Here is an 18,851-nt window from a genome sequence, read left to right on the forward strand (position 1 = left end):
ACCCCTGGCCCCACTGACCACTTTCGCAACACCTCGCAGAGCGTCATGTCGCGTCGCAGACACTGCAGCATCTGCGACACAACACGTGGGTCTGCGAGGTGGGCCAGAAGGTCTGCGAGTGCGCGAGGTCCGCTCCGCGAGTCTCCCCGCAGGGGGTTCAGTGCGCAGCACTGCAAAGAACGCACCAGGCGAAGCAGAACGCAACCAGACAAGCGCGCGTCAGCGACGGCAGCGAAGCCGGAGCGAAGCGACCGGCGAAGCCGCCGTAAGTTTCCGGTCGCGGACCCCTCGAGGCGAAGCCGACGAGGGGTCCCGACCGGAAACTTGGACGCGCGAAGGGCCGGCCTCAGTTCTGGTCGGCGAGGGTGTGGGCCAACTGGTTGATGCGTTTGCCGTAGGGGGCTGGGCCCGAGTCCGAGATGGCCGAGAGGGACAACGAGCCTCCGCTCTCGGTGCTGGTCGAGGTCGTGATGATCGATCCGCCGTGGCCACGCTGGATGGTCATTCCGCCGCCGTTCGGGGAGAGCAGCACCCGCAGCGTGCCGCTGGCGGCGCCGTCGGTGACGTCGACCTCGAAGCCCCGCGCGCCTCGTGGACAGCTCACCTGATCACCCAGTGGGCGTGGTGTGACCCCTTTTAGCTGCGGCAACACCGCGCTGAGCTGGTCGAACAGCTGCTGGTCCGGTTCGGAGCAGTCGCTGGGCGCGACCCGTTTCTGCGCGGCGTCCGGTGCCGCCGCGTACGGCTGGGCGGGTGCCTCGGCGGGGGCGCTCGACGGCTGCGCGAGGGTCGTCGAATCACCGGACGGCGCGGTCAGCCGGCCCGCGCTGAACAGTCCGGCCCCGACCAGCACCACAGCGGCGATCGCCACGCCGCCGGTCATCCTGCGCCGGGACCGTTCGCGCGCCCGCCGGGACCCGGCCAGCACGTCGTCATGGCCGAATGTGGCGGGCGGTGCACCTCGGTCCGCGTCGTCCGCCGCGTCGGAGAACATCTCGGTCAGCTTGCGTTGATCCACGCCGACTCCCCTCCCAGCACCGTGCGCAGCGTCGCCAGACCGTGCGAGGTCTGGCTCTTCACCGTGCCCTGCCGGCAGCCCAGCGCCTTCGCGGTCGCGGCCACGTCCAGTCCTTCCAGGAAACGCAGCACCAGTACCGCGCGTTGCCGAGGGGGCAGCCGGTCCAGCGCCTGGGTCAGCGTGTGCCGGGTGGTCACCTGCTCCGCAGTGCCATCGGACCGACCCTGATGGATCGGTTCGGGGGTCTCCGGCACCGCCCGCTCGCGGCGCCACGGCCGTCGAGTCTCGTCGATCATGGCACGGACCAGGATGCGACGCAGGTAGGCATCGACAGCACCGGGATCCCGGATCGAGTCCCACTTGCGGTGCAGCGCGACGAACGCGGTCTGAGCGAGGTCGTCGGCCCGGTGCCAGTCGCCGCACAACAGGTAGGCGTTTCGCCGCACGACCTCGCGCCGGGCCCGGAAGTAGTCGGCGAACGCCGCCTCGCCGGCCTGATCCACTCCAGTCACTCCCGCCACAGGTAAAGACGCCTTTATCAGTTCGTTACCCCGCCGCGACATTGTCGGTGGGGGCTGCTTCAATGTCTCAGTGTGCGGCATTCTCCACGCGCTGGGTCGCGGTCCAGCACTCGAAGCGGTTCCCGGTTCGGCGGCCGATCCCGGTCGTCGGTCACGTCGATGATCGATCTTCGTTCTGACACCGTCACCCGTCCGAGCAAGCGGATGCGCGAGGCGATGGCCGCCGCCGAGGTCGGCGACGACGTTCTCGACGGCGACCCGACGATGGCCGCGTTGCAGGATCGGGTTGCCGAGCTGGTCGGCACCGAGGCCGCGCTGTGGACGCCCAGCGGCTCGATGGGCAACATCATCGCGATGATGGCGCACCTGAAGCGGGGCGATGCGTTCCTCGCGCCCGCCGGTGCGCACGTTCTGGACGCCGAGCTCGGTACACCCGCGTGGCTGGCCGGCGGCATGCCCCGGCCGTTGCCGCACGACGCCGGTCCCGGCCGGATCAGCCCGGACGCGGTGGTGCGCGCGGCCGGCAAGGACGCGCCGTACTACGCGCTGCGCACCACGCTGCTGTGTCTGGAGAACACGCACATGTCGGCCGGTGGCACGGTCACCGAGGTCGACCAGCACGCCGCGCTCGCCGCCGCCGCGCGGGACGCCGGGCTCACCGTGCACCTCGACGGCGCTCGCCTGTGGCACGCCGCGGTGGCGCTCGGGCTCCCGCCCGCAGCGCTCACCGTCGGGGTGGACACGGTCCAGGTCTGTCTCAGCAAGGGCCTCGGCGCGCCGGTCGGCTCGGTGGTCGCCGGGTCGGCCGAGTTCATCGCGGAGGCTCGCAGGCTGCGCAAGATGCTGGGTGGCGGCGTCCGCCAGGGCGGTGTGCTCGCCGCGGCTGGTCTGGTCGCGCTGGACAACATCGAGCGACTCGCCGAGGACCACGTCCGGGCCGCCCGCCTGGCCTCGGGCCTCGCGGAGCGCGGCTGGCAGGTCAACGAGCCGGCGACGAACATCGTGCTGATGTGGCCGGCCGACCTGTCCAGCACGCTGCGCCGCTTCGAGCAGGCCGGTGTGCTGGCGGTACCGATGGGCAACGCGGTCCGGTTCGTCACCCACGGCGACCTGACCGACGCCGACATCGAGACAGCGCTGGCCCGCATCGGCCCGGTCGAGGCGCCGAGCACTCGCCCCGCCTGACTCAGCCCCAGTACTTGCCGAGGCGGTCCAGGGCTTCGGAGATGTCGGCGGTCTCGCCCGCGAACGACAGCCGGATGAAGCGTTGGCCGCGCACCGTGTCGAAGTCGAGTCCGGGCGCGACCGCGATGCCGGTGTCGGCGAGCAACGTGCGGCAGTAGCTCATCGTGTCCTGGCTGAGATGCCCGATGTCGGCGTAGACGTAGAACGCTCCGTCCGCCGGGGCGAGCGCCTCGATGCCGATCTCGGGCAACCCGTTGAGCAGCAGCGACCGGTTCACCGCGTACCGGGCGACGTGTCCCTCGACCTCGGCGATGCTGACCGGGTCGAACGCGGCCACCGCGGCGTGCTGCGGCAGTGCGGGCGGGCACACCGTGAAGTTGCCGGCGAGCCGGTAGGCCGCGTCGGCCAGCCGAGGTGGCAGGACCAGCCAGCCCAGCCGCCACCCGGTCATCGAGAAGTACTTCGAGAACGAGTTGACGACGATCGCTTCGCGCGAGGTCTGCCACGCGCAGCTGGTCGAGGGCGCACCCGGATACGACAGGCCGTGGTAAATCTCGTCGCTGACCAGCTGCACCCCGTTGTCCTCGCACCACCGCGCGATGTCGGCCAGCTCGTCGGGTTCGAGCACGGTGCCGGTCGGGTTGGCCGGGCTCGCCAGGATCAACCCCTTGACCGGGTCGGATCGATGGACCTCCTCGAGCATGTCGCGGGTGGGTTGGAAACGGGTGTCCGGTCCGCAGTCGAGCTCCACGACCTCGCAGTCGAGCGCACCCAGAATGTTGCGGTAGCAGGGGTAGCCAGGGCGGGCCAGCGCGACGCGATCGCCGGCATCGAACGCGGCGAGGAAGGCGAGCAGGAACCCACCGGATGCCCCGGTGGTGACCAGGACGTCCTCGGCCTCGACGGTGACGCCGTACCAACCGAGGTAGTGGCCGGCGATCGCGGAACGCAGCTCCGGGATACCGGTGGCGACCGTGTAGCCGAGCACATCCGTGTTCAGCGCCTGAACCGCGGCGGTGCGGACCGGCGCGGGTGCCGGCGTGGACGGCTGACCGGCCGACAGGTTGATCAGGTCGCCGTGACTGCGCTGCCGCGCGCCTGCCGCCGCCCAGACGTCCATCACGTGGAACGGCTCGACCGCCGCCCGTTGCGCCACCGACAGCCTGGCCTCAGCTCCACCGATCATGTGGTGCAGCCTAAGCCGCTCAGTAGCCCCGATATCGACCTCCCGCCGCCAGACTGACGATGCCCGGGGCCTGCGACACCGAGCCGTAGCGGGCGACCGCGTACCGGACGCCGGCGATGATGTTGTCGACCGGATCGCGGATGTTGTCGTGTCCCGGAAGGTGCCAGCGCGCGAACGTCGGCGGGATCGTCTGCATCAACCCGGTCGACGGTGTCCCCCGGCGCGCGTTGCTGTCGCTGTTGTTGACCGCGTCCGGGTTGCCCGCCGACTCGTACTTGATGATCGTCTTGATGTCCTCCGTGTCGATCTGTTCGTCGCGGTACCCGTTCGCACGCAGAATCCGGGTGGCCTCGGTTACCCACTGGTCGACCGAGCCGCCGCCGCGCTTCGGCGTGACCGGATGCAGGCGTTCGTCAGTGGGCGGCCGAGGCCGAGGAATGTTCTGCCTCGGCGTCGGCGCTCGAGGTGTTCCCGGGACCCGTACCTGGGACAGCTCACGCAACGCCCGCTCCACGGCCCGCAGCTCGAGGTCCCACCCCGGCGACGGACGTCTCGTCACCACGGCGGCGAGGCCGGACAACGCCCCCGCCAGCCGGCGGGTGGCCTGTTCGAGCGCTTCGGCCCAGCCCTGGTACGCCCGGGCCGCGTCCCCGGTCCACGCCGGCCCGAGCCACGTGACCAGCTGGATCGGCGCCCGCCCCGCGTGCCCGAGCAACGCCGACGCCTCGGCCCAGCGCACCGACGCCGCCTCCGAGGGCGTGCTCACCAGACACCCGTCCGGCACATCCGCCGGGCGATGTCGGCGTCCGTGGTCCGCATGTCGATCGCGCAGGCCGCGACGGCGCCCGCCGCCGCGGATAATCGGTCCGCCGTCTGCGACAACGCCTGGTAGCAGGCAAGATCGACGTCGGCGATCGCCCGAGCCTGCTCGTCGGGCACGCCAGGGGGAGCAGCTCGGGCCGCCGAGTCCAACCAGGTGGTGATCTCAGCGGCCCGCCGGGCCAACTCGGTGCCGACCTGCTCGAGGTCCTTGGTCACGTAGCGCGTCATGCCAGTAGAGACGGCTCCCGACACGCAACGGTTCCATCGAGTTAGTGGCGCCAAGATCACCACCGTCTGATGGCTGTTCTTCGGCCCGAAATCAGCCCTCAGGCGGTGGTGATCATGGCAATCCCATTAGAGACTGGCGCTCACACACGCCGCCCGTGCGCCCGCGGTGCCGGCCTTGCCGGGAGCGGTCTGAGTGGGGTCGGCGTGGATCACGACGGACCCGGCCCGCGCATCGGTGAACTTCCACTCGACGGTGCGCGTGACGGTCGCGTTGCCCTGCGCGTCGGTCGTGAAGTCGAGCCAAATCTCGTTCTGCGCATTGGCGAATGCCGGGTTCACCGACGGCTTCACCGGATCAGGCATGTGCTGGAAATGCGCACCCGCGTCATCCCCCACCGGCCCACACGGCTTGGCGTGCGCGTGCGCGCCGTACGCCCGGTTCGGCAGCAACCCGTGCACACTCAACGTGATCGTCGTCGAGTTGTCCTGGATGTACTCCGCGACCAGCGCCCGCGCGCCGTCCGGCACGAGCTTCTTGTCGTAGTTGAAGGCAGCCTTGTCCTTGGCGAACGTGACCATCACCTGCGTACCGGTGCTGGACGACGCCGGATGCGGCATGTCCGGCATCGTGGACGGCTTCTCGGAGCTCCCGCACCCGGCGGCGGCGAGCAGTACACCCGTAGTCCCGACGACCGTCAGGTATCTCTTCAACTTTTGCATAGTGTAATCATCGGGAAACGATCATGTCTTGGCTTCTCTCCCAGGCCAACGCCACCGGATCGGGTCACCCGTTCGGATAGGGTCAGGTCCACTCGGACGGGCCAGGTACGCTGGGTCACCGCACGGGGCCTCTAGCTCAATCGGCAGAGCAGCGGACTTTTAATCCGCGGGTTCGGGGTTCGATCCCCCGGGGGCCCACACTTACCTCAGGTCCGACTCCTCATCCGCATGGTGGTGTGACCGGGCTGGTCGCTGAACGTCCTATTGGACACCCGAGAGTCGTCCTGGCGCCGGACTTACCCGAAGTAATGGCCGGTTCGCACGCCCTCGATCCAGCCGGGACGGGTCGGCTCCCAACCCAGCAGTTCGCGGGTCTTGTTGTTGGACGTCGGGTTGTCGAGGCCGGCGAAGACGGCGAGGAAGCCGAGGTACCGCGGGGCCTGCTCCTCGGTGATGCTCATGGTCTCGATTCCGAGCTTGCCCGCGATCGTCTCGGCGATCACTTTGCGCGTGATGCCGGTGTCGCCGACGCCGTGCAGCGTCGAACCGGCGGAGGCTTTCTCCAGCGCCAGGCGGTAGAGGACGCCGATGTCGTAGGTGTTGGCCGCGGGCCAGCGGTTGGAGCCGTCACCGGTGTAGGCGGCCACTCCGTTCTCCCGGGCGAAGCCGATCAGGGCGTGGGTGAAGCCGTGGTGGTCGAGGTCACTGTGGACCATGGGCGCGAGCCGCACGACCGAAGAGCGCACGCCCCGCTGGGCCAGGCTGATCGTGTAGTTCGCCGCATCGACGCGGGGACCGCCGCCGGACTGGTCGTCCTCGGTGCCGGGGCGGCCGGTGATCCCGGCCATGGCGAGCATCAAGGTGCCGCCGGTCGTCACGAAGGGCTTGTCGGTACCGACCAGGGTCTCGCCGATCGCTCGGATGGCGGCCAGATCCGAGTCGACCGCGCCGGTGAAGTCGCCGGTACGCATCGCCTCGTGCTTGAAGGCGAGGTGGATCACGCCGTCGGCCCGGGCGGCCTCGGCCTTGAGATCGTCGAGTTCGTCCAGATCGCCGCGGTGGACCTCGGCACCGAGCGCGGTGATCGCCGCGGCCGAGGCGTCGGAGCGTGCGAGGCCGACGACCCGATGCCCGTTGTTGATCAGTTCGGGGATGACGGCGGCGGCGATGTGGCCTGACGCTCCGGTGACGAACACATGTATGAGGACTCCATCAAGGATTCGATGTCACTTGGTGACATCGAACGTAGCACCCCATGTCACTTGGTGCCATCAAGTACGCTGAGAGGCGATGTCCCGCTGGAGACCAGACGCCGAAGGCCGCCTCAGTCGGGCCGCCATAGCCCTCTTCGAGGAGCAGGGCTACGACCAGACCACGGTCGCGCAGATCGCCGAGGCCGCTGGCCTGACCAAACGGACCTTCTTCCGGTACTTCTCCGATAAGCGCGAAGTGCTGTTCAGCGGCGCGCACGAGCTTCAGCAACGTTGGGTCGCCGGGATCGAAACGGCCCCGGCGGACGCAGGCCCGATGGTCGCGGTCTTTGCTGGGCTCGATGGGGTGGCCGAGCTGTTCACCGACCGCTACGCCTTCGCCCGGATACGGGCCCGGGTCGTCGCGGCGAACCCGGAGCTGCAGGAGCGCGAGCTGATCAAGCTTCAGTCGCTTGCCGGAGCCGTCCAGGCCGCGCTCGTTGATCGCGGCGTCCCCGCCAACGCCGCGATCCTCGTCGCCCACGCGAGCGTGACCGTCTTTCACGTGGCCTTCGCCCGTTGGGTCGACCAGGACGACCCGACCGCCCTCAGGCGATTGATGGACGAGTCACTGAGGGACCTGCGATCGGCGATCGCCCTCTAGTGGTCACGGCCGGTCAGCGACCTCGACGACGAGGGGGCGATGGTCCGAGCCGGGCTGGTCGGCGCGCGCGTGGGGGTTGTCGCCGATCGACGCGGGCGTGGCGCCGCCGCTGGTCACGTCACCCTCGGTCAGCGTTCGCGCCACGGCACCGCTGGCCAGGATGTGATCGATGAGCTCGCGCCTGCCCTGGTAGATGCGGGAATAGCGCTGCTCGGCGGGGATCAGCGGGGCCAGGTTCCACAGTCGCTGACCGTCACCCTGATCAGGCTGGGTGAACCCGCCCGTCCCGATCTCCGAGCCCGGCGGACCGAGCAGAATCTGCGTCGTCGCCGCCTCCGGCTCGTCGTTGAGATCGCCGAGCACGAGGACCGCTCGTTGATCGCCCTGTCCGTCGAGCAGCCGCGTTGCGTAGTCCCGGACCGTGGCGGCTTCGGCGGCGCGCCGGTTGAGCGCGTACACCGCGTACCGGGCTCGTAGACCCTCGTCCGACGTGGAGAAGCGCCCACCCGGGAAGGTCAACAGTTTCGACTTCAGGTGGCAGCTCACCAGGTCGAACGCGCGGCCGGCGGCTTCGACCCGCACATGCAATGCGGGACGACCCATCGTCGAGACCGGCGCACCGGTGTCGTCGACCTGCACCGGGCGAAGCTTGTCGGGGAAGTCCGCTACCTGTTCCACACCCGCGAGCGGCAACCGGGAGATGAACCCGACCCGAATGCCTCGACCGTCGGGCGCAGCCAGCTCGGTGTGCCACTCGCCGCCCAGCCGAGCAACCAGGTCGGCCAACGCCTCGGGCTGGCCGACCTCCTGCACCGCCAGCACGTCCGGGCTCAACGTGGTGATCGTCGAGGCCAGCGCCGCCAGCTTCGCGTCATAGGCCTGCGCACCACCATCGGGACGAAACAGGTTCTCCAGGTTCCAGGTACCCAGCACCACCACGGTGACCACGCTCCTCATCCTTGACCTTGCAAGGATCGCGCGTATCACCCGAACACCGGGCAAACCAGACATGGCGTGCGGCTTACACGTGACGACAACCAGCTCATACTTGATAACGTTCGACGCATGGATGGGTTGGAAGCCGACGTCGAGGCGCTCTTGTTTCGGCACGACCCGATCGGCATCAACTTCGAGCACAACACCGACGAGTACGGGCCGGAAGCCAGGACGATCGTCCCCCGTTTAGCCGAAGCCGCGACCGAGTCCGACCTGCGGCGCATCATCCACGAAGAATTCACGCACTGGTTCAGTGCGGACATCGCCGGCCCCGTAGACCGCTACGCCGAAATCGCTCGCGAGGTCTGGCAGCTCACCCACTGAGCGGTGTCTGCACCATCAGAGCCGCGATGGCCGCGCGAGCTTCCTCCGGCTCGGCTCCCTCCGCGACGGCGGTGAGTGCCGCGCGCCAGGCCGCCGCGAGCACCTGACCGAGAACCGGTGCCGTCGTGCGGCCGAGCATGTCGGCGAGACGGTCGTGATCCGTACCAGCGGGAGGGTCACCCAGGATGCGGAGGAAGCTCTCCCGGACGGCGAAATCCAGCCCGACGAGCAAGGCTGATGTCACAGCGGCAGACCGGTCCGGTTGACCCGCTGCCAGCGCGCCTTCCATGCGGTCCAGGAGGCGCTGCTCGACGTCCTCCCGCACGAAGGCGTACAGCCCGAGCTTGCTGCCGAAATGGTGGTAGAGCGCACCCGTGGTGACCCCGGCCGCGGCGGACAGTTCCGCCACGGTGACCTCGTCGAAGGGGCGCAGGCCAAACTCCGTGACCGCGGCGAGCGCGAGCCTGCCCTTCGGCGAGGTCGACACCGGAATCCACTCGTGCACGTGGACATAATGCGATTATGCTCCGCCGTAATCCAGTTACGACACGAGAGGATCCGCCGTGAAGCTCGAGTTCCTGCTCGTCCCGACCTCCGATCTGAAGGCCTCACTCGCCCTCTACCGAGACACCCTCGGCTTCACCGAGGTGTGGCGTGAGGGCGACGCGACCGTCGCCCTCACGCTGCCAGGTAGCGATGTGCAGGTCATGCTCGACGCGAACGACCCCGAAGCTCCGGTCGGGCCGCTGTTCGTCGTCGACAGCCTCAAGACCTTCCATGCCGGACGTCCAGAGACCCTCGGCGTCGTCGCGGAGCCCTCGGAGATTCCCGGCGGCTTCCTGGCCACGTACCAGGACCCGGGTGGCGCCGCGATCTACGTGATGGACCAGTCCACAGATCAGGCGCTCTAGAGCGGCTTGCGGCCCCACGCCGAGATCAACGGCGCGGTAGCCAGATCGAGCTGACCATCGGCCACATTGGCCAGGTGCTGTTCGATCTCCGCCTCGGTGGCCAGACCGGCCGCGAGGAGCCGATCCCGAATCTGGTGCACGGTCGCGGTCTCCAGGTCGGTGCACGCTGGTGAGGTGATCGGGAAGTAGGCGTCTGCCTGCACGTCCTCCAGCCCCGACTCCCGTAGCAATCGGGGCAGCGTCCTGCCGAACGCCAGCTCGGCGCCGCGCTCCGCCATCAACGTGCGGAACCCCTGACGCAGACGGTTCGCCAGCTGCTGCGCGTGCCCGAACTCGTCCGGGCAGATCAACGGCTGCAACGCCGGGTCGGCGTCCTCGATCACCATCCAGCCACCAGGTCGCAACGCCCGCACCATCGACGCGAGCGCCTCGACCCGCCTGGGCACATGGGTCAGGACCAACCGGGCGTGAACCAGGTCGAAACCGCCAGAGGGCGGCGGGTCGACGCCGACGTCGTGTTGCAGCACCTCGAACGCGGCGCCCTCGGCGGGCATCCACGCGGTGTCGATGTCGGTCGCCACCACCCGGCCCGACGGACCGACCCGCTCGGCCAGCCAGGCCGGCACGCTGGCCCCGCCCGCGCCGATCTCCCAGCACGCCCACCCCGTCGCCACACCCACCGCGGTGAAGTGCCGGAACGTCACCGGGTCGAGCAGCCGGGACAGCGCGTCGAACCGCCGCCCGGCCTCGGACTGCTGGTTGTCCAACAGGTAACCCTGATCGTTTGTCACCGGACCATCTTGCTCGGCCGTACGAGCGCTCGCCGACGTCCCTACGCAACAATCTCTGATGCACATTCGCTCGGCGACCGTTCAGGACGCGGCCGGGATCGCCGAGGTCCAGGTCGCTTCCTGGCGTGAGGCCTACCGGGGTCTGCTCCCCGCCGAAGTGCTGGACAACCTGTCCCCCGCCCACCGGGGGGAACGATGGTCGAGCATCCTCGCCGACGAAATGCCCAGGACCGCGACGTTCGTGGCCACCGAGGCCGACATCGTCGGTTTCGCCTCCATCGGCCCGTGTCGCGGTGACCATTCGGACGGCGAACTGTATGCGCTCTACCTGCGGCCGGACCGGTGGCGCCAGGGAATCGGCAGCCGGCTGCACACCGCCGCACTGGCCGCGATGCGGGACTTCGGGTTCGCCGACGCGATCCTGTGGGCCCTCGTCGGGAACGAACGTGCGTTCAGCTTCTACCGCCGGCACGACTGGCGGGAGGACGGTGCCGAACGCATCGAACACCGTCCCGACGGAACCGAGCTACCCGAGGTTCGCTTCCACCGCCGTCTGGACTTGCCCTACCGCAGCGAACGGTAGGTGACCGCCATGTCGGCCGCCGCCGCCTGCGCCTTGCGGCAGGCCACCTGATGGTTCATGCCCTGGACGTTGCCGCCCTTGGTGTACTGCACCCACAGCTGACGGTTCTGCTCGACGTTCAGCAGGTAGACACAGCTCGTGTCCGGGTTCAGCTGTGAGGCGGCCACCTCGGTCGTGTTGAACCCGGAGATCGCGGCCGCCGGCTTCGTCGACGAGACCGGGCTGTTGATCAGCCGTGCCGAGTACACGCTGCCGTCGCTGGCCGGGATGTTCGACCAGGTGCAGAAGGTTCCGCCGAGGTTGTCGTTGCTCTGCTGCGGCGCGCCCTTGGTGACGGCCAGCTGACGTAACTGCCACGGGGTGAGCAACTTGCACGAATCAGTCGTGGCGTCCGCCGCGCCGCTGGTCGGAGCGCTGATCGTCGCCGAACCCGAAGGCGGGTTGGCAGTGCCACACGCCGCTACCAGTACCACACCGACACCACACGCCATACCGGCGACTACTCGCAGCCACTGGCCCACCGTGATCACCAGCTTTCAGTACTTGACCCCCGAAACACTTTTATATACCTGTCAGATGAATCTTTCACCGTGCTCACGACACGGTTTGGCGTCATTTTGATCTGTCGTACGCCTCGCGCGCGGACTGCACGGCGGGCAGCTGCTGCTCGATCCAGGACGCCAGGCCGGCAACCTGCTGAGCAGCGGGAACACCGAGCGGCGTGAGCGAGTAGTCGACGTGCGGCGGGATCACCGGATGGGCGATCCGCTCGACGAAGCCGTCGCGTTCGAGGCGCTGCAGGGTCTGCGCGAGCATCTTCTCGCTGACCCCGCCGACCCGGCGCCGCAGCTGGCTGAACCGCAGGGTGCCCTCCTCGAGCAGCAGCCACAGCACCAGCACCGCCCATCGGCTCGTGACGTGCTCCAGGACACCCCGGCTCGGACAGTTCGGCTCGAAGACATCGAACGGAAAGCCCTCTACCTCGACACTTACCTGCATGCCATTACCGCACTTTCGAGTACGTACTTACCTAAAGTTAGTGTCGAGTCTACCGTCGAACCCATGATCGTGATCACTGGAGCAAGCGGCCACCTCGGCCGAGGAGTCATCAAGAAGCTGCTGGCCAACGGTGTGCCCGCCGGCGAGATCGTGGCGACGGCCCGCCGACCGGAGTCGATAGCCGACCTCGGTGTCGAGGCGCGGCTCGCCGACTACACCCGGCCCGAGACGGTGTCCGCCGCGCTCGCCGGCGCCGACCGGGTGCTGCTGGTCTCGTCCTCCGGACCGTTGGGTCAGCGGGTTCCACAGCACCGCGCGGTGATCGACGCCGCGAAGGCGAGCGGCACCGTGACGCGACTGGTCTACACCGGTGTGCTGGGCGGCGAGCAGGCGAACTTCACGCTCGCCGACGACCACAAGGGAACGGAGCTGGCGCTCGCCGAGTCCGGCCTGGAGTACGCGGTGCTGCGCAACGGCTGGTACACGGAGAACTACACCGAGCAGCTCGCGCCCGCGATCGCTCGCGGCGCGATCGTCGGGTCGGCCGGGCCGGACGCGCGGGTCGCCTCGGCGACCCGCGCCGAGTACGCCGAGGCCGCGGTGGCCGTGCTGCTCGCCGACGGCCCGGTCCAGACCGCCTACGAGCTGAGCGGTGACACCGCGTGGAGCTTCGCCGAACTGGCCGACGAGGTGTCGCGCCGGTCCGGCAGGTCGGTGGTCTACCAGCACGTGTCACCCGAGGAGCACCGGGCGATCCTGGTCGGCGCCGGGCTGCCCGCCGACGTGGCCGCGATCCTGCAGGACGTCGACGACGCGGTCGCCAGGGGTGAGCTCGCCCGCGGCGACGGCACGTTGAGCCGCCTGCTCGGCCGTCCCACCGAACCCTGGACCGCCGCGGTCGCCGCCGCGCTCACCACCCAGCCCAAGGTCGTGAGTGGCTAGGGCGCCTATAGGCGCCCTAGCCACTCACGACCTACCGGGGTGCTGCTCGGTAGGTGGCGGTCATCGCGGTGGCCGCCGCCTGGGCTTGCTGGCAGGCCAACTGGTGGTTGATCCCAGGGACGTCGCCGGGAATGTTGCCGTAGCCGACGACCAGCGAACGGCTCGGCGACAGTTCCACCTGGTAGGTGCAGTGCGTCCGTTGGTCCTCGCTCGGCCTGGCGACCTCGCCGGACGTCACGGCCGGCCCGTCCACGAGCCGCGCGGTGTAGTCGATGCTCGGCTCGTTCGCCGCGATCGGCATGTTGGTCCAGCTGCAGCTGACCAGACCGGCGTCGCGGTCGTCGGGCTGCTGCGAGCCCATGCCCAGTCCCAGCGTGGTCCGCTGCGCGGTGCTCAGCAACGCACACGGGTTGACCTGCGCCGGAGCAGCGACGGGCTCCGGCGGCGAGGTCGACGGGACCGAAGCACCACAACCCGCCAGAGCAATCGTCAACCCGGCTACCGCACTCGCCCACCCGCGCATCGCACACTCCCCGACCGTCATGCCCCTCCACCAGCCGTTATAGACGTAAACAGCTGAGAGCCGAGTGGCATAACCGCTACCGTGTGCGATCACCGAACGCGGAGGGGTGCCCATGAGACGTGCTGTATTGGCAGGAGCGCTGGTCGTCGGGCTGACGGCGGGCTGTGGCTCGGCGAGCAGTCCGGGTCAGGCATTGGCGGGTTCCTCGGAGCAGGCGCTCAACGCCCGGTCCGCCAAGGTCTCGGCGACGGCGACCACCGGGTCCATGCCGCCGATGCGTATCGACGGGTCGCTGTCCTGGGTACAGGGCACGACCGGCGAGCTGACCATGGGCGGTCTCAGCCCGGGCGAACCGACCCGCGCGGTCTTCACCGAGGACGCGATGTACACCAGCATGCCCGCCCAGCTGCAGAGCTTCATGGGCGGCAAGGCGTGGGGCAAGCTGACCTACGCCGACGCGGAGAAGGCCTACGGCCCGATGGGACAGCTGCTGACGGCGGCACTCGGCCAGACGAACCCGGTGCGGTCCGCGGCGATGCTGCGCCAGGCGGGGGATCTCACCGAGGTCGGCGAGGAACAGCGGGGTGGCGTGTCGACGACCCACTATGCCGGGACGATCGAGCTGCACAAGCTGGTCACGGACCTGAATCTCGGCCTGACCGACGAGGTTCTCGGCCAGCTGCGCTCGGAGTTCGACGCCATGGGTATCTCCGCGGAACATCTGGAGCTGTGGCTCGACGAACGCGGCCTGCCGGTCCATGCCGAGGCGAGCGCGGACAGTCCTCAACTCGGCAAGACGACCTGGGCGGCCGACTACAGCGACTACGGCGGCCCGAAACCGGTCACCGCGCCGTCTGCCGACCAGGTCTACGACATGGGTGGACGACTGATGGCACTCCCGAACTGACCTGTGGCGCGGGCCGGGGCGACAAACGCCCCGGCCCGCGAGATCAGAAAGGTCAGCCGACCGCGACCTCGGCCTTGTGCAGGCCGGGGCCGTCAGCGGTCACCTGGGTCTCGCCGTTGCCGGAACGGGACAGCGCACGCACCGTCCAGTTGCCGGGGCCGGCGAAGAACCGGAAGTCACCCGATGCCGAGGAGACGACCTCGGCGGTGAACTCGCCGCCGCCGTCGAGCAGCCGGACGAACGCACCGGCGACCGGCTCGGTTCCGGCGACGACGCGGCCGACGACCACGGTCTCCTTGGTCAGGTCGGTACCGGCGGGCAGCAACTGCGCCTGGTCAGGCGCGCCGCACATCAGGCACCGGTCCCGAGCTCGATGGGGGCACCGACGAGCGAGCCGTACTCGGTCCACGAACCGTCGTAGTTCTTGACGTCGGTGTGTCCGAGGAGCTCGTGCAGCGCGAACCAGCTGTGGCTGCTGCGCTCACCGATCCGGCAGTACGCGATGGTCGGCTTCGACTCGTCGAGGCCGGCCTCCTTGTAGATGGCGGCGATCTCCTCGTCGGACCGGAAGGTGCCGTCCTCGTTCGCGGTCTTGCTCCACGGCACGTTCAGCGCGGTCGGGATGTGACCCGGGCGCTGCGACTGCTCCTGCGGCAGGTGCGCCGGCGCGAGGATCTTGCCGGAGAACTCGTCGGGAGAGCGCACGTCGATCAGGTTCTTGTTGCCGATCGCGTCGATGGCCTCCTGGCGGAACGCGCGGATCGAGTTGTCCGGCTCCTGCGCGGTGTAGCTGGTCTGCTTGCGGTCCGGCAGGTCCTTGCTCAGCTCGCGCCCGTCCAGCTCCCACTTCTTGCGCCCACCGTCGAGCAGCTGCACCTTGTCGTGCCCGTACAGCTTGAAGTACCAGTAGGCGTACGCGGCGAACCAGTTGTTGTTGCCGCCGTAGAGCACGACGGTGTCGTCGTTGCCGATGCCCTTCTCGGACAGCAGCTTCTCGAAGCCGGCCTTGTCGATGAAGTCGCGGACCACCTGGTCCTGCAGCTCGGTCTTCCAGTCGATGCGTACCGCGCCCGGAAGGTGTCCGCCCTCGTAGGCGGAGGTGTCCTCGTCGACCTCGACGAACACCACCCCATCGGTGTCGAGGTTCTGCTCGGCCCAGTCGGCGGTGACCAGGACATCCTGGCGGCTCATACGATTTTGCTCCCTTTGATCTTCATCTGGCTGACGAACGTGGTGGACGGCGTTGCTGGGCATGAGCGCGCGGCACCGGAGGACGCGAGACGCGACCGGATGCGAACGAGGGCTCGACAAAGCGCCAGAGAAAGGCGCGTCAGCGGTTCGCGCTCAGCGAACCGGACACAGGCAGCTGCCGACACGACACAGGTCAACTGCGCGTCGTCTGGTCAGCGGCCAATACACGGCTGCCAGAGTAACGGAGGATGTGTCGGTTTGGGGTGTGATCTTCTGGGCGCGCGTGGCCCGGGATCAGTTGTTGCTGGTACTCGTCGTGGGCTGGGTCGGGGAGCCCAGCACGACGTCGTGCGCAACACCGGAGATCTCCAGCGCGTCCGGAACGGCGCGCAGCCTGGTCGGGGTCACCGAGAACGGCAGGACACCTGGGTCGACCTTGACGGTGAACAGCTTGCGCAGCTGCGTCTGCACGAGCTGCGGCAGCTGGGCGGCTTCCGCGCCGGACCCGATGCGGATGTCGCGCGGGGTGATCTGAATCTGGTTGCCCGCGAGGTTCAGCACCGCGATCACCTGGACGTTCATCTTCTGACCGAGGAATGACACGACACCGCCGAGCCGCACGGCGGAGTCGGGGTTGATGCCGGTCACCGACGAACCGGGCGTCGCCTTGCCGGAATCGGCGAGCGCCGCGTCGAGCGCACCGTCGTCGACCGGCGACACGGTCAGCTTCGTGATGGGCGTGACCTGGCTCATCTGCCGCATCAGGTCGTCCTTCATGATGCGGACGGTGCCCTCGGCGTTGTCGACCCGGATGCTGCGCACCGAGCCACTGATCACCTGGGAGAACGGCACGCGCACGTGGAAGAGCTGCGTGCGGATGCCGAGGTTCTCCATCTTGCCGATGGCGAGGTAGTTCGCCTCGACGTCGACCCTGCTGTAGTCACCGGCGAAGGCCTGCGTCAGGAACGGGAACCCGTTGATCTTCACCGCGGGGTCGTCCGGCAGTGCGAGCTGCTCGCGCATCTTCGCCGACACCTGATACTCGGCGGCCGACGCGGCGGCGAAGTCGACCGCGACCAGCAGCACGATCGCTACGATCAGTCCGATCACGATTCGCTTCATCCCAGGTCTCCGTCGATACAGTTACCGAAAGTTTTGTTAAGAGCCATCAGCGTGAGGTTCGACGCGGAACGGTTCACGGACGGGCTCACCCCGGTATCCTCCCGGTAACCAGGATTTCTCCGACAACCGGGTCTGGCCTGGGGGCGGCACGCGGCACGATCGCGGTGCGCCCCGGATGGAGGTAACCGTGGAGTTGCTGCTGCTCACGACCGACCCCAGCCCCGAGGCTGTCCTACCGGCGTTGGCCCTGCTCCCACACGGTGTCCGCACCGGCGCCCCCGAGGTCGCCGCGCTGCTCGACGCCGGTCCGCACGACGCGGTGCTGGTCGACGCACGCACCGATCTGGTCGCGGCACGCGGTCTGTGTCGGTTGTTGGGCACGACCGGTATGGACGTCCCCGTGGTCGCGGTGCTGAACGAGGGCGGGCTGGTCGCGGTGTCCGCCGAATGGGCGGTCGACGACATCCTGCTGCCCGGCGCGGGTCCCGCCGAGATCGACGCGCGGCTGCGGCTGCTGAAGACGCGTCCCGGCGCCGACGCCCAGTCCGGCAGCGGCGCGCTGATGCTCGGCGAGCTGATGATCGACGAGGCCACCTACACGGCGCGGCTCAAGGGCAGGGCGCTGGAGCTGACGTACAAGGAGTTCGAGCTGCTCAAGTACCTGGCGCAGCACGCGGGCCGGGTGTTCACCCGCGCTCAGCTGCTGCAGGAGGTGTGGGGCTACGACTTCTTCGGCGGCACCCGCACGGTCGACGTGCACGTGCGGCGGCTGCGGGCGAAGCTCGGGCCCGAGCACGAGCAGCTGATCGGCACGGTCCGCAACGTGGGCTACAAGTTCGTCCGTCCCGGCAGGGGCGGCCTCGGCTCCCGGGACACCGGACGTGACACCGGCGACCTGTCCGACGAGACGGCGGACGCCGAACCCGACGCGAACGAGTCCCGCTTCGGTGCCACGACCCGGCTGCAGCACCGGTGAGCGCGGCCACCTGGACCGAGGAGCTGGACCAGGGCACCGCCGCCGAGGTGTCGGCGCTGATCGAGGCGGCCACCTCGGCCGACGGCACCCCGCCGGTCGGCGAGCACGTGGTCATGGGCCTGACCAAGAAGGGCGCTCACCTACTGCTGCACGACGGCGTCGGACAGGCGGGCAAGGACCGGCTGGTCGGCTACGCCCAGCTGGACGACGAGGACTTCGGCGCGACCGCCGAGCTGGCCGTCCACCCCGACGCGCGCCGTCGAGGCGTCGGCACGCAGCTGGTCCAAGGGCTACTGGACCGCGCGAACGGCGCCGAGCTGCGGATCTGGGCACACGGGGAGCACCCCGGCGCGCTGCGCCTGGCACAGCGACTGGAATTCCGTCAGATCCGCGCGCTGTGGCAGATGCGCAGGAGCCTCAGCGATCCCGAGCTCGCCGAGCCGGAGTTCGCCGACGACGTCCGGGTGCGGACGTTCGTGGTCGGCCAGGACGAGGACGAGTTCCTGCGGGTCAACAACGCGGCGTTCGACTGGCACCCCGAGCAGGGCGGCTGGGACGTCACGCCATTGGCCGAACGCGAGTCCGAGGCCTGGTTCGATCCGGCCGGTTTCTTCCTTGCCGAGGACGCGGCGACCGGACGGCTGCTCGGCTACCACTGGACGAAGGTCCACACCGATCCCGAACACATCGGAGAGGTCTACGTCCTGGGCGTCGATCCCACGGCGCAGGGCCGCAAGCTGGGCGCCGCGCTGACCTTGGCGGGCCTGCGCCACCTGAGGGACCAGGGCCTGAGCGACGTGCTCCTCTATGTGGAGGCCGACAACCACGCGGCGGTCCGCGTCTACGAGAAGCTGGGCTTCACCCGCTGGCACGTGGACGCCCAGTTCTCGCATGAGCCTCGTGAGTGATGAGGCCGTCTACCCCGAAGGGGCGCGAAGCGTAGCCGCCTCAGCACTCACGAGCCCCCCACCGAACCGCAGCCGGCTGGGAATAGAGTGACCGGTGGGATCACTATCGGTGGTATATCTTAGTGGCGGCGATCACGAACAGTG

At 68.9% G+C, this 18,851-nt stretch carries 26 protein-coding genes and 1 tRNA gene; 10 read left to right on the forward strand and 17 right to left on the reverse strand.

Features of this window, described 5'->3' with window-relative positions; translation table 11 throughout:
* Positions 1 to 346: 346 nt before the first annotated feature.
* Together G406_RS0140835 and G406_RS0140840 are read right to left on the reverse strand one after the other, a co-directional pair.
* Entirely contained in the window at positions 347 to 1,018 is a 672-nt protein-coding gene (locus tag G406_RS0140835; protein ID WP_028938348.1) for a hypothetical protein, read from the reverse strand.
* Positions 1,000 to 1,521 carry a SigE family RNA polymerase sigma factor gene (locus tag G406_RS0140840; RefSeq protein ID WP_028938349.1) on the reverse strand — a complete coding sequence of 174 codons (522 nt, stop codon included), beginning with the start codon at positions 1,519 to 1,521 and terminating at the stop codon, positions 1,000 to 1,002. Before G406_RS0140840 ends, G406_RS0140835 begins: the two co-directional genes overlap by 19 nt.
* A 177-nt stretch (positions 1,522 to 1,698) precedes the next feature.
* On the opposite strand from G406_RS0140840, the gene G406_RS0140845 reads away from it, so the two are divergent.
* Positions 1,699 to 2,724 (forward strand): threonine aldolase family protein, encoded by a 1,026-nt coding sequence (locus tag G406_RS0140845; protein ID WP_028938350.1) that lies wholly within the window; start codon positions 1,699 to 1,701, stop codon positions 2,722 to 2,724.
* A gap of 1 nt (position 2,725) precedes the next feature.
* Here the strand turns inward: G406_RS0140845 and G406_RS0140850 are convergent, their stop codons facing one another.
* From G406_RS0140850 to G406_RS0140865, 4 genes are all read right to left on the reverse strand, one after another.
* Positions 2,726 to 3,910: a pyridoxal phosphate-dependent aminotransferase gene (locus G406_RS0140850; RefSeq protein WP_051343362.1), complete on the reverse strand. Its 1,185-nt coding sequence runs from the start codon at positions 3,908 to 3,910 to the stop codon at positions 2,726 to 2,728.
* Positions 3,911 to 3,929: 19 nt separating this feature from the next.
* Positions 3,930 to 4,676, reverse strand: a complete 747-nt coding sequence (locus tag G406_RS55080) for a lytic transglycosylase domain-containing protein (protein WP_051343363.1) — start codon at positions 4,674 to 4,676, stop codon at positions 3,930 to 3,932.
* Positions 4,673 to 4,960: a hypothetical protein gene (locus G406_RS0140860; RefSeq protein WP_028938352.1), complete on the reverse strand. Its 288-nt coding sequence runs from the start codon at positions 4,958 to 4,960 to the stop codon at positions 4,673 to 4,675. The genes G406_RS55080 and G406_RS0140860 overlap by 4 nt, the downstream gene beginning before the upstream one ends.
* A 126-nt stretch (positions 4,961 to 5,086) precedes the next feature.
* Positions 5,087 to 5,671, reverse strand: coding sequence for a superoxide dismutase family protein (locus G406_RS0140865; RefSeq protein ID WP_028938353.1), 585 nt, complete (start codon positions 5,669 to 5,671; stop codon positions 5,087 to 5,089).
* Positions 5,672 to 5,805: 134 nt separating this feature from the next.
* Between G406_RS0140865 and G406_RS0140870 the strand changes: the two genes are divergently transcribed.
* A tRNA-Lys gene (locus G406_RS0140870) sits at positions 5,806 to 5,878 on the forward strand.
* Between the two features lie 98 nt (positions 5,879 to 5,976).
* Here G406_RS0140870 and G406_RS0140875 read toward each other — a convergent pair.
* Positions 5,977 to 6,876: an SDR family oxidoreductase gene (locus tag G406_RS0140875; protein WP_245607405.1), complete on the reverse strand. Its 900-nt coding sequence runs from the start codon at positions 6,874 to 6,876 to the stop codon at positions 5,977 to 5,979.
* 94 nt (positions 6,877 to 6,970) lie between these two features.
* Here G406_RS0140875 and G406_RS0140880 point away from each other — a divergent pair, with 94 nt between their 5' ends.
* Positions 6,971 to 7,534 carry a TetR family transcriptional regulator gene (locus G406_RS0140880; protein WP_028938355.1) on the forward strand — a complete coding sequence of 188 codons (564 nt, stop codon included), beginning with the start codon at positions 6,971 to 6,973 and terminating at the stop codon, positions 7,532 to 7,534.
* A 3-nt stretch (positions 7,535 to 7,537) separates the two neighbouring features.
* On the opposite strand, the gene G406_RS0140885 is transcribed toward G406_RS0140880, so the two are convergent.
* Entirely contained in the window at positions 7,538 to 8,482 is a 945-nt protein-coding gene (locus G406_RS0140885) for an endonuclease/exonuclease/phosphatase family protein (protein WP_245607406.1), read from the reverse strand.
* A 117-nt stretch (positions 8,483 to 8,599) separates the two neighbouring features.
* Here G406_RS0140885 and G406_RS0140890 point away from each other — a divergent pair, with 117 nt between their 5' ends.
* Complete coding sequence (locus G406_RS0140890) at positions 8,600 to 8,854, forward strand: hypothetical protein (RefSeq protein ID WP_051343364.1); 255 nt, start codon at positions 8,600 to 8,602, stop codon at positions 8,852 to 8,854.
* Here G406_RS0140890 and G406_RS0140895 read toward each other — a convergent pair.
* Positions 8,844 to 9,359, reverse strand: a complete 516-nt coding sequence (locus G406_RS0140895) for a TetR/AcrR family transcriptional regulator (RefSeq protein ID WP_028938358.1) — start codon at positions 9,357 to 9,359, stop codon at positions 8,844 to 8,846. The two genes, G406_RS0140890 and G406_RS0140895, sit on opposite strands and share 11 nt — an antisense overlap.
* Positions 9,360 to 9,417: 58 nt before the next feature.
* On the opposite strand from G406_RS0140895, the gene G406_RS52965 reads away from it, so the two are divergent.
* Positions 9,418 to 9,765: a VOC family protein gene (locus tag G406_RS52965; protein ID WP_037081200.1), complete on the forward strand. Its 348-nt coding sequence runs from the start codon at positions 9,418 to 9,420 to the stop codon at positions 9,763 to 9,765.
* On the opposite strand, the gene G406_RS0140905 is transcribed toward G406_RS52965, so the two are convergent.
* Positions 9,762 to 10,556, reverse strand: coding sequence for a methyltransferase domain-containing protein (locus G406_RS0140905; RefSeq protein ID WP_028938359.1), 795 nt, complete (start codon positions 10,554 to 10,556; stop codon positions 9,762 to 9,764). The genes G406_RS52965 and G406_RS0140905 overlap by 4 nt on opposite strands.
* Positions 10,557 to 10,614: 58 nt before the next feature.
* On the opposite strand from G406_RS0140905, the gene G406_RS0140910 reads away from it, so the two are divergent.
* Complete coding sequence (locus G406_RS0140910) at positions 10,615 to 11,139, forward strand: GNAT family N-acetyltransferase (protein ID WP_037081201.1); 525 nt, start codon at positions 10,615 to 10,617, stop codon at positions 11,137 to 11,139.
* Here G406_RS0140910 and G406_RS0140915 read toward each other — a convergent pair.
* Entirely contained in the window at positions 11,121 to 11,669 is a 549-nt protein-coding gene (locus G406_RS0140915; protein ID WP_028938361.1) for a DUF3558 family protein, read from the reverse strand. The two genes, G406_RS0140910 and G406_RS0140915, sit on opposite strands and share 19 nt — an antisense overlap.
* Before the next feature lie 82 nt (positions 11,670 to 11,751).
* A complete protein-coding gene (locus G406_RS0140920; RefSeq protein WP_028938362.1) occupies positions 11,752 to 12,138 on the reverse strand; it encodes a winged helix-turn-helix transcriptional regulator in 387 nt (128 codons plus the stop codon).
* Between the two features lie 63 nt (positions 12,139 to 12,201).
* Here G406_RS0140920 and G406_RS0140925 point away from each other — a divergent pair, with 63 nt between their 5' ends.
* Positions 12,202 to 13,080 (forward strand): NAD(P)H-binding protein, encoded by an 879-nt coding sequence (locus G406_RS0140925; protein WP_028938363.1) that lies wholly within the window; start codon positions 12,202 to 12,204, stop codon positions 13,078 to 13,080.
* A 31-nt stretch (positions 13,081 to 13,111) separates the two neighbouring features.
* On the opposite strand, the gene G406_RS0140930 is transcribed toward G406_RS0140925, so the two are convergent.
* Positions 13,112 to 13,624, reverse strand: a complete 513-nt coding sequence (locus G406_RS0140930; protein ID WP_028938364.1) for a DUF3558 family protein — start codon at positions 13,622 to 13,624, stop codon at positions 13,112 to 13,114.
* Positions 13,625 to 13,715: 91 nt separating this feature from the next.
* Here G406_RS0140930 and G406_RS0140935 point away from each other — a divergent pair, with 91 nt between their 5' ends.
* Complete coding sequence (locus G406_RS0140935; protein WP_156935436.1) at positions 13,716 to 14,510, forward strand: SCO4651 family lipoprotein; 795 nt, start codon at positions 13,716 to 13,718, stop codon at positions 14,508 to 14,510.
* A 52-nt stretch (positions 14,511 to 14,562) separates the two neighbouring features.
* Here the strand turns inward: G406_RS0140935 and G406_RS0140940 are convergent, their stop codons facing one another.
* The 4 genes from G406_RS0140940 to G406_RS0140950 form a co-directional block, all read right to left on the reverse strand.
* A complete protein-coding gene (locus G406_RS0140940; RefSeq protein WP_028938366.1) occupies positions 14,563 to 14,862 on the reverse strand; it encodes a DUF1416 domain-containing protein in 300 nt (99 codons plus the stop codon).
* The gene (locus G406_RS0140945; RefSeq protein WP_028938367.1) at positions 14,862 to 15,701 is read right to left on the reverse strand and encodes a sulfurtransferase; all 840 of its coding nucleotides are present in this window, start codon (positions 15,699 to 15,701) and stop codon (positions 14,862 to 14,864) included. Before G406_RS0140945 ends, G406_RS0140940 begins: the two co-directional genes overlap by 1 nt.
* Positions 15,702 to 15,854: 153 nt before the next feature.
* Positions 15,855 to 15,929, reverse strand: coding sequence for a putative leader peptide (locus tag G406_RS59915; RefSeq protein ID WP_425414685.1), 75 nt, complete (start codon positions 15,927 to 15,929; stop codon positions 15,855 to 15,857).
* Between the two features lie 66 nt (positions 15,930 to 15,995).
* Positions 15,996 to 16,823: an LmeA family phospholipid-binding protein gene (locus tag G406_RS0140950; protein ID WP_028938368.1), complete on the reverse strand. Its 828-nt coding sequence runs from the start codon at positions 16,821 to 16,823 to the stop codon at positions 15,996 to 15,998.
* 175 nt (positions 16,824 to 16,998) lie between these two features.
* Here G406_RS0140950 and G406_RS0140955 point away from each other — a divergent pair, with 175 nt between their 5' ends.
* Positions 16,999 to 17,799 carry a winged helix-turn-helix transcriptional regulator gene (locus G406_RS0140955; protein WP_169736883.1) on the forward strand — a complete coding sequence of 267 codons (801 nt, stop codon included), beginning with the start codon at positions 16,999 to 17,001 and terminating at the stop codon, positions 17,797 to 17,799.
* Positions 17,796 to 18,707, forward strand: a complete 912-nt coding sequence (mshD, locus tag G406_RS0140960) for a mycothiol synthase (RefSeq protein WP_037081205.1) — start codon at positions 17,796 to 17,798, stop codon at positions 18,705 to 18,707. Before G406_RS0140955 ends, mshD begins: the two co-directional genes overlap by 4 nt.
* Positions 18,708 to 18,851 lie beyond the last annotated feature (144 nt).

It is taken from the genome of Actinospineispora spinosispora DSM 44797, from assembly GCF_000429025.1.
GTDB lineage: Bacteria > Actinomycetota > Actinomycetes > Mycobacteriales > Pseudonocardiaceae > Pseudonocardia > Pseudonocardia spinosispora.

Bases quoted from the DNA above. Each gene is read 5' to 3' on its own strand.
- G406_RS0140845 (WP_028938350.1), top strand. From the start codon at position 1,699: ATGATCGATCTTCGTTCTGACACCGTCACCCGTCCGAGCAAGCGGATG.
- G406_RS0140850 (WP_051343362.1), bottom strand. From the start codon at position 3,910: ATGATCGGTGGAGCTGAGGCCAGGCTGTCGGTGGCGCAACGGGCGGCG.
- G406_RS0140860 (WP_028938352.1), bottom strand. From the start codon at position 4,960: ATGACGCGCTACGTGACCAAGGACCTCGAGCAGGTCGGCACCGAGTTG.
- G406_RS0140880 (WP_028938355.1), top strand. From the start codon at position 6,971: ATGTCCCGCTGGAGACCAGACGCCGAAGGCCGCCTCAGTCGGGCCGCC.
- G406_RS0140890 (WP_051343364.1), top strand. From the start codon at position 8,600: ATGGATGGGTTGGAAGCCGACGTCGAGGCGCTCTTGTTTCGGCACGAC.
- G406_RS0140910 (WP_037081201.1), top strand. From the start codon at position 10,615: ATGCACATTCGCTCGGCGACCGTTCAGGACGCGGCCGGGATCGCCGAG.
- G406_RS0140920 (WP_028938362.1), bottom strand. From the start codon at position 12,138: ATGCAGGTAAGTGTCGAGGTAGAGGGCTTTCCGTTCGATGTCTTCGAG.
- G406_RS0140925 (WP_028938363.1), top strand. From the start codon at position 12,202: ATGATCGTGATCACTGGAGCAAGCGGCCACCTCGGCCGAGGAGTCATC.
- G406_RS0140930 (WP_028938364.1), bottom strand. From the start codon at position 13,624: ATGACGGTCGGGGAGTGTGCGATGCGCGGGTGGGCGAGTGCGGTAGCC.
- G406_RS0140935 (WP_156935436.1), top strand. From the start codon at position 13,716: ATGAGACGTGCTGTATTGGCAGGAGCGCTGGTCGTCGGGCTGACGGCG.
- G406_RS0140940 (WP_028938366.1), bottom strand. From the start codon at position 14,862: ATGTGCGGCGCGCCTGACCAGGCGCAGTTGCTGCCCGCCGGTACCGAC.
- G406_RS0140945 (WP_028938367.1), bottom strand. From the start codon at position 15,701: ATGAGCCGCCAGGATGTCCTGGTCACCGCCGACTGGGCCGAGCAGAAC.
- G406_RS0140950 (WP_028938368.1), bottom strand. From the start codon at position 16,823: ATGAAGCGAATCGTGATCGGACTGATCGTAGCGATCGTGCTGCTGGTC.
- G406_RS0140955 (WP_169736883.1), top strand. From the start codon at position 16,999: ATGGAGGTAACCGTGGAGTTGCTGCTGCTCACGACCGACCCCAGCCCC.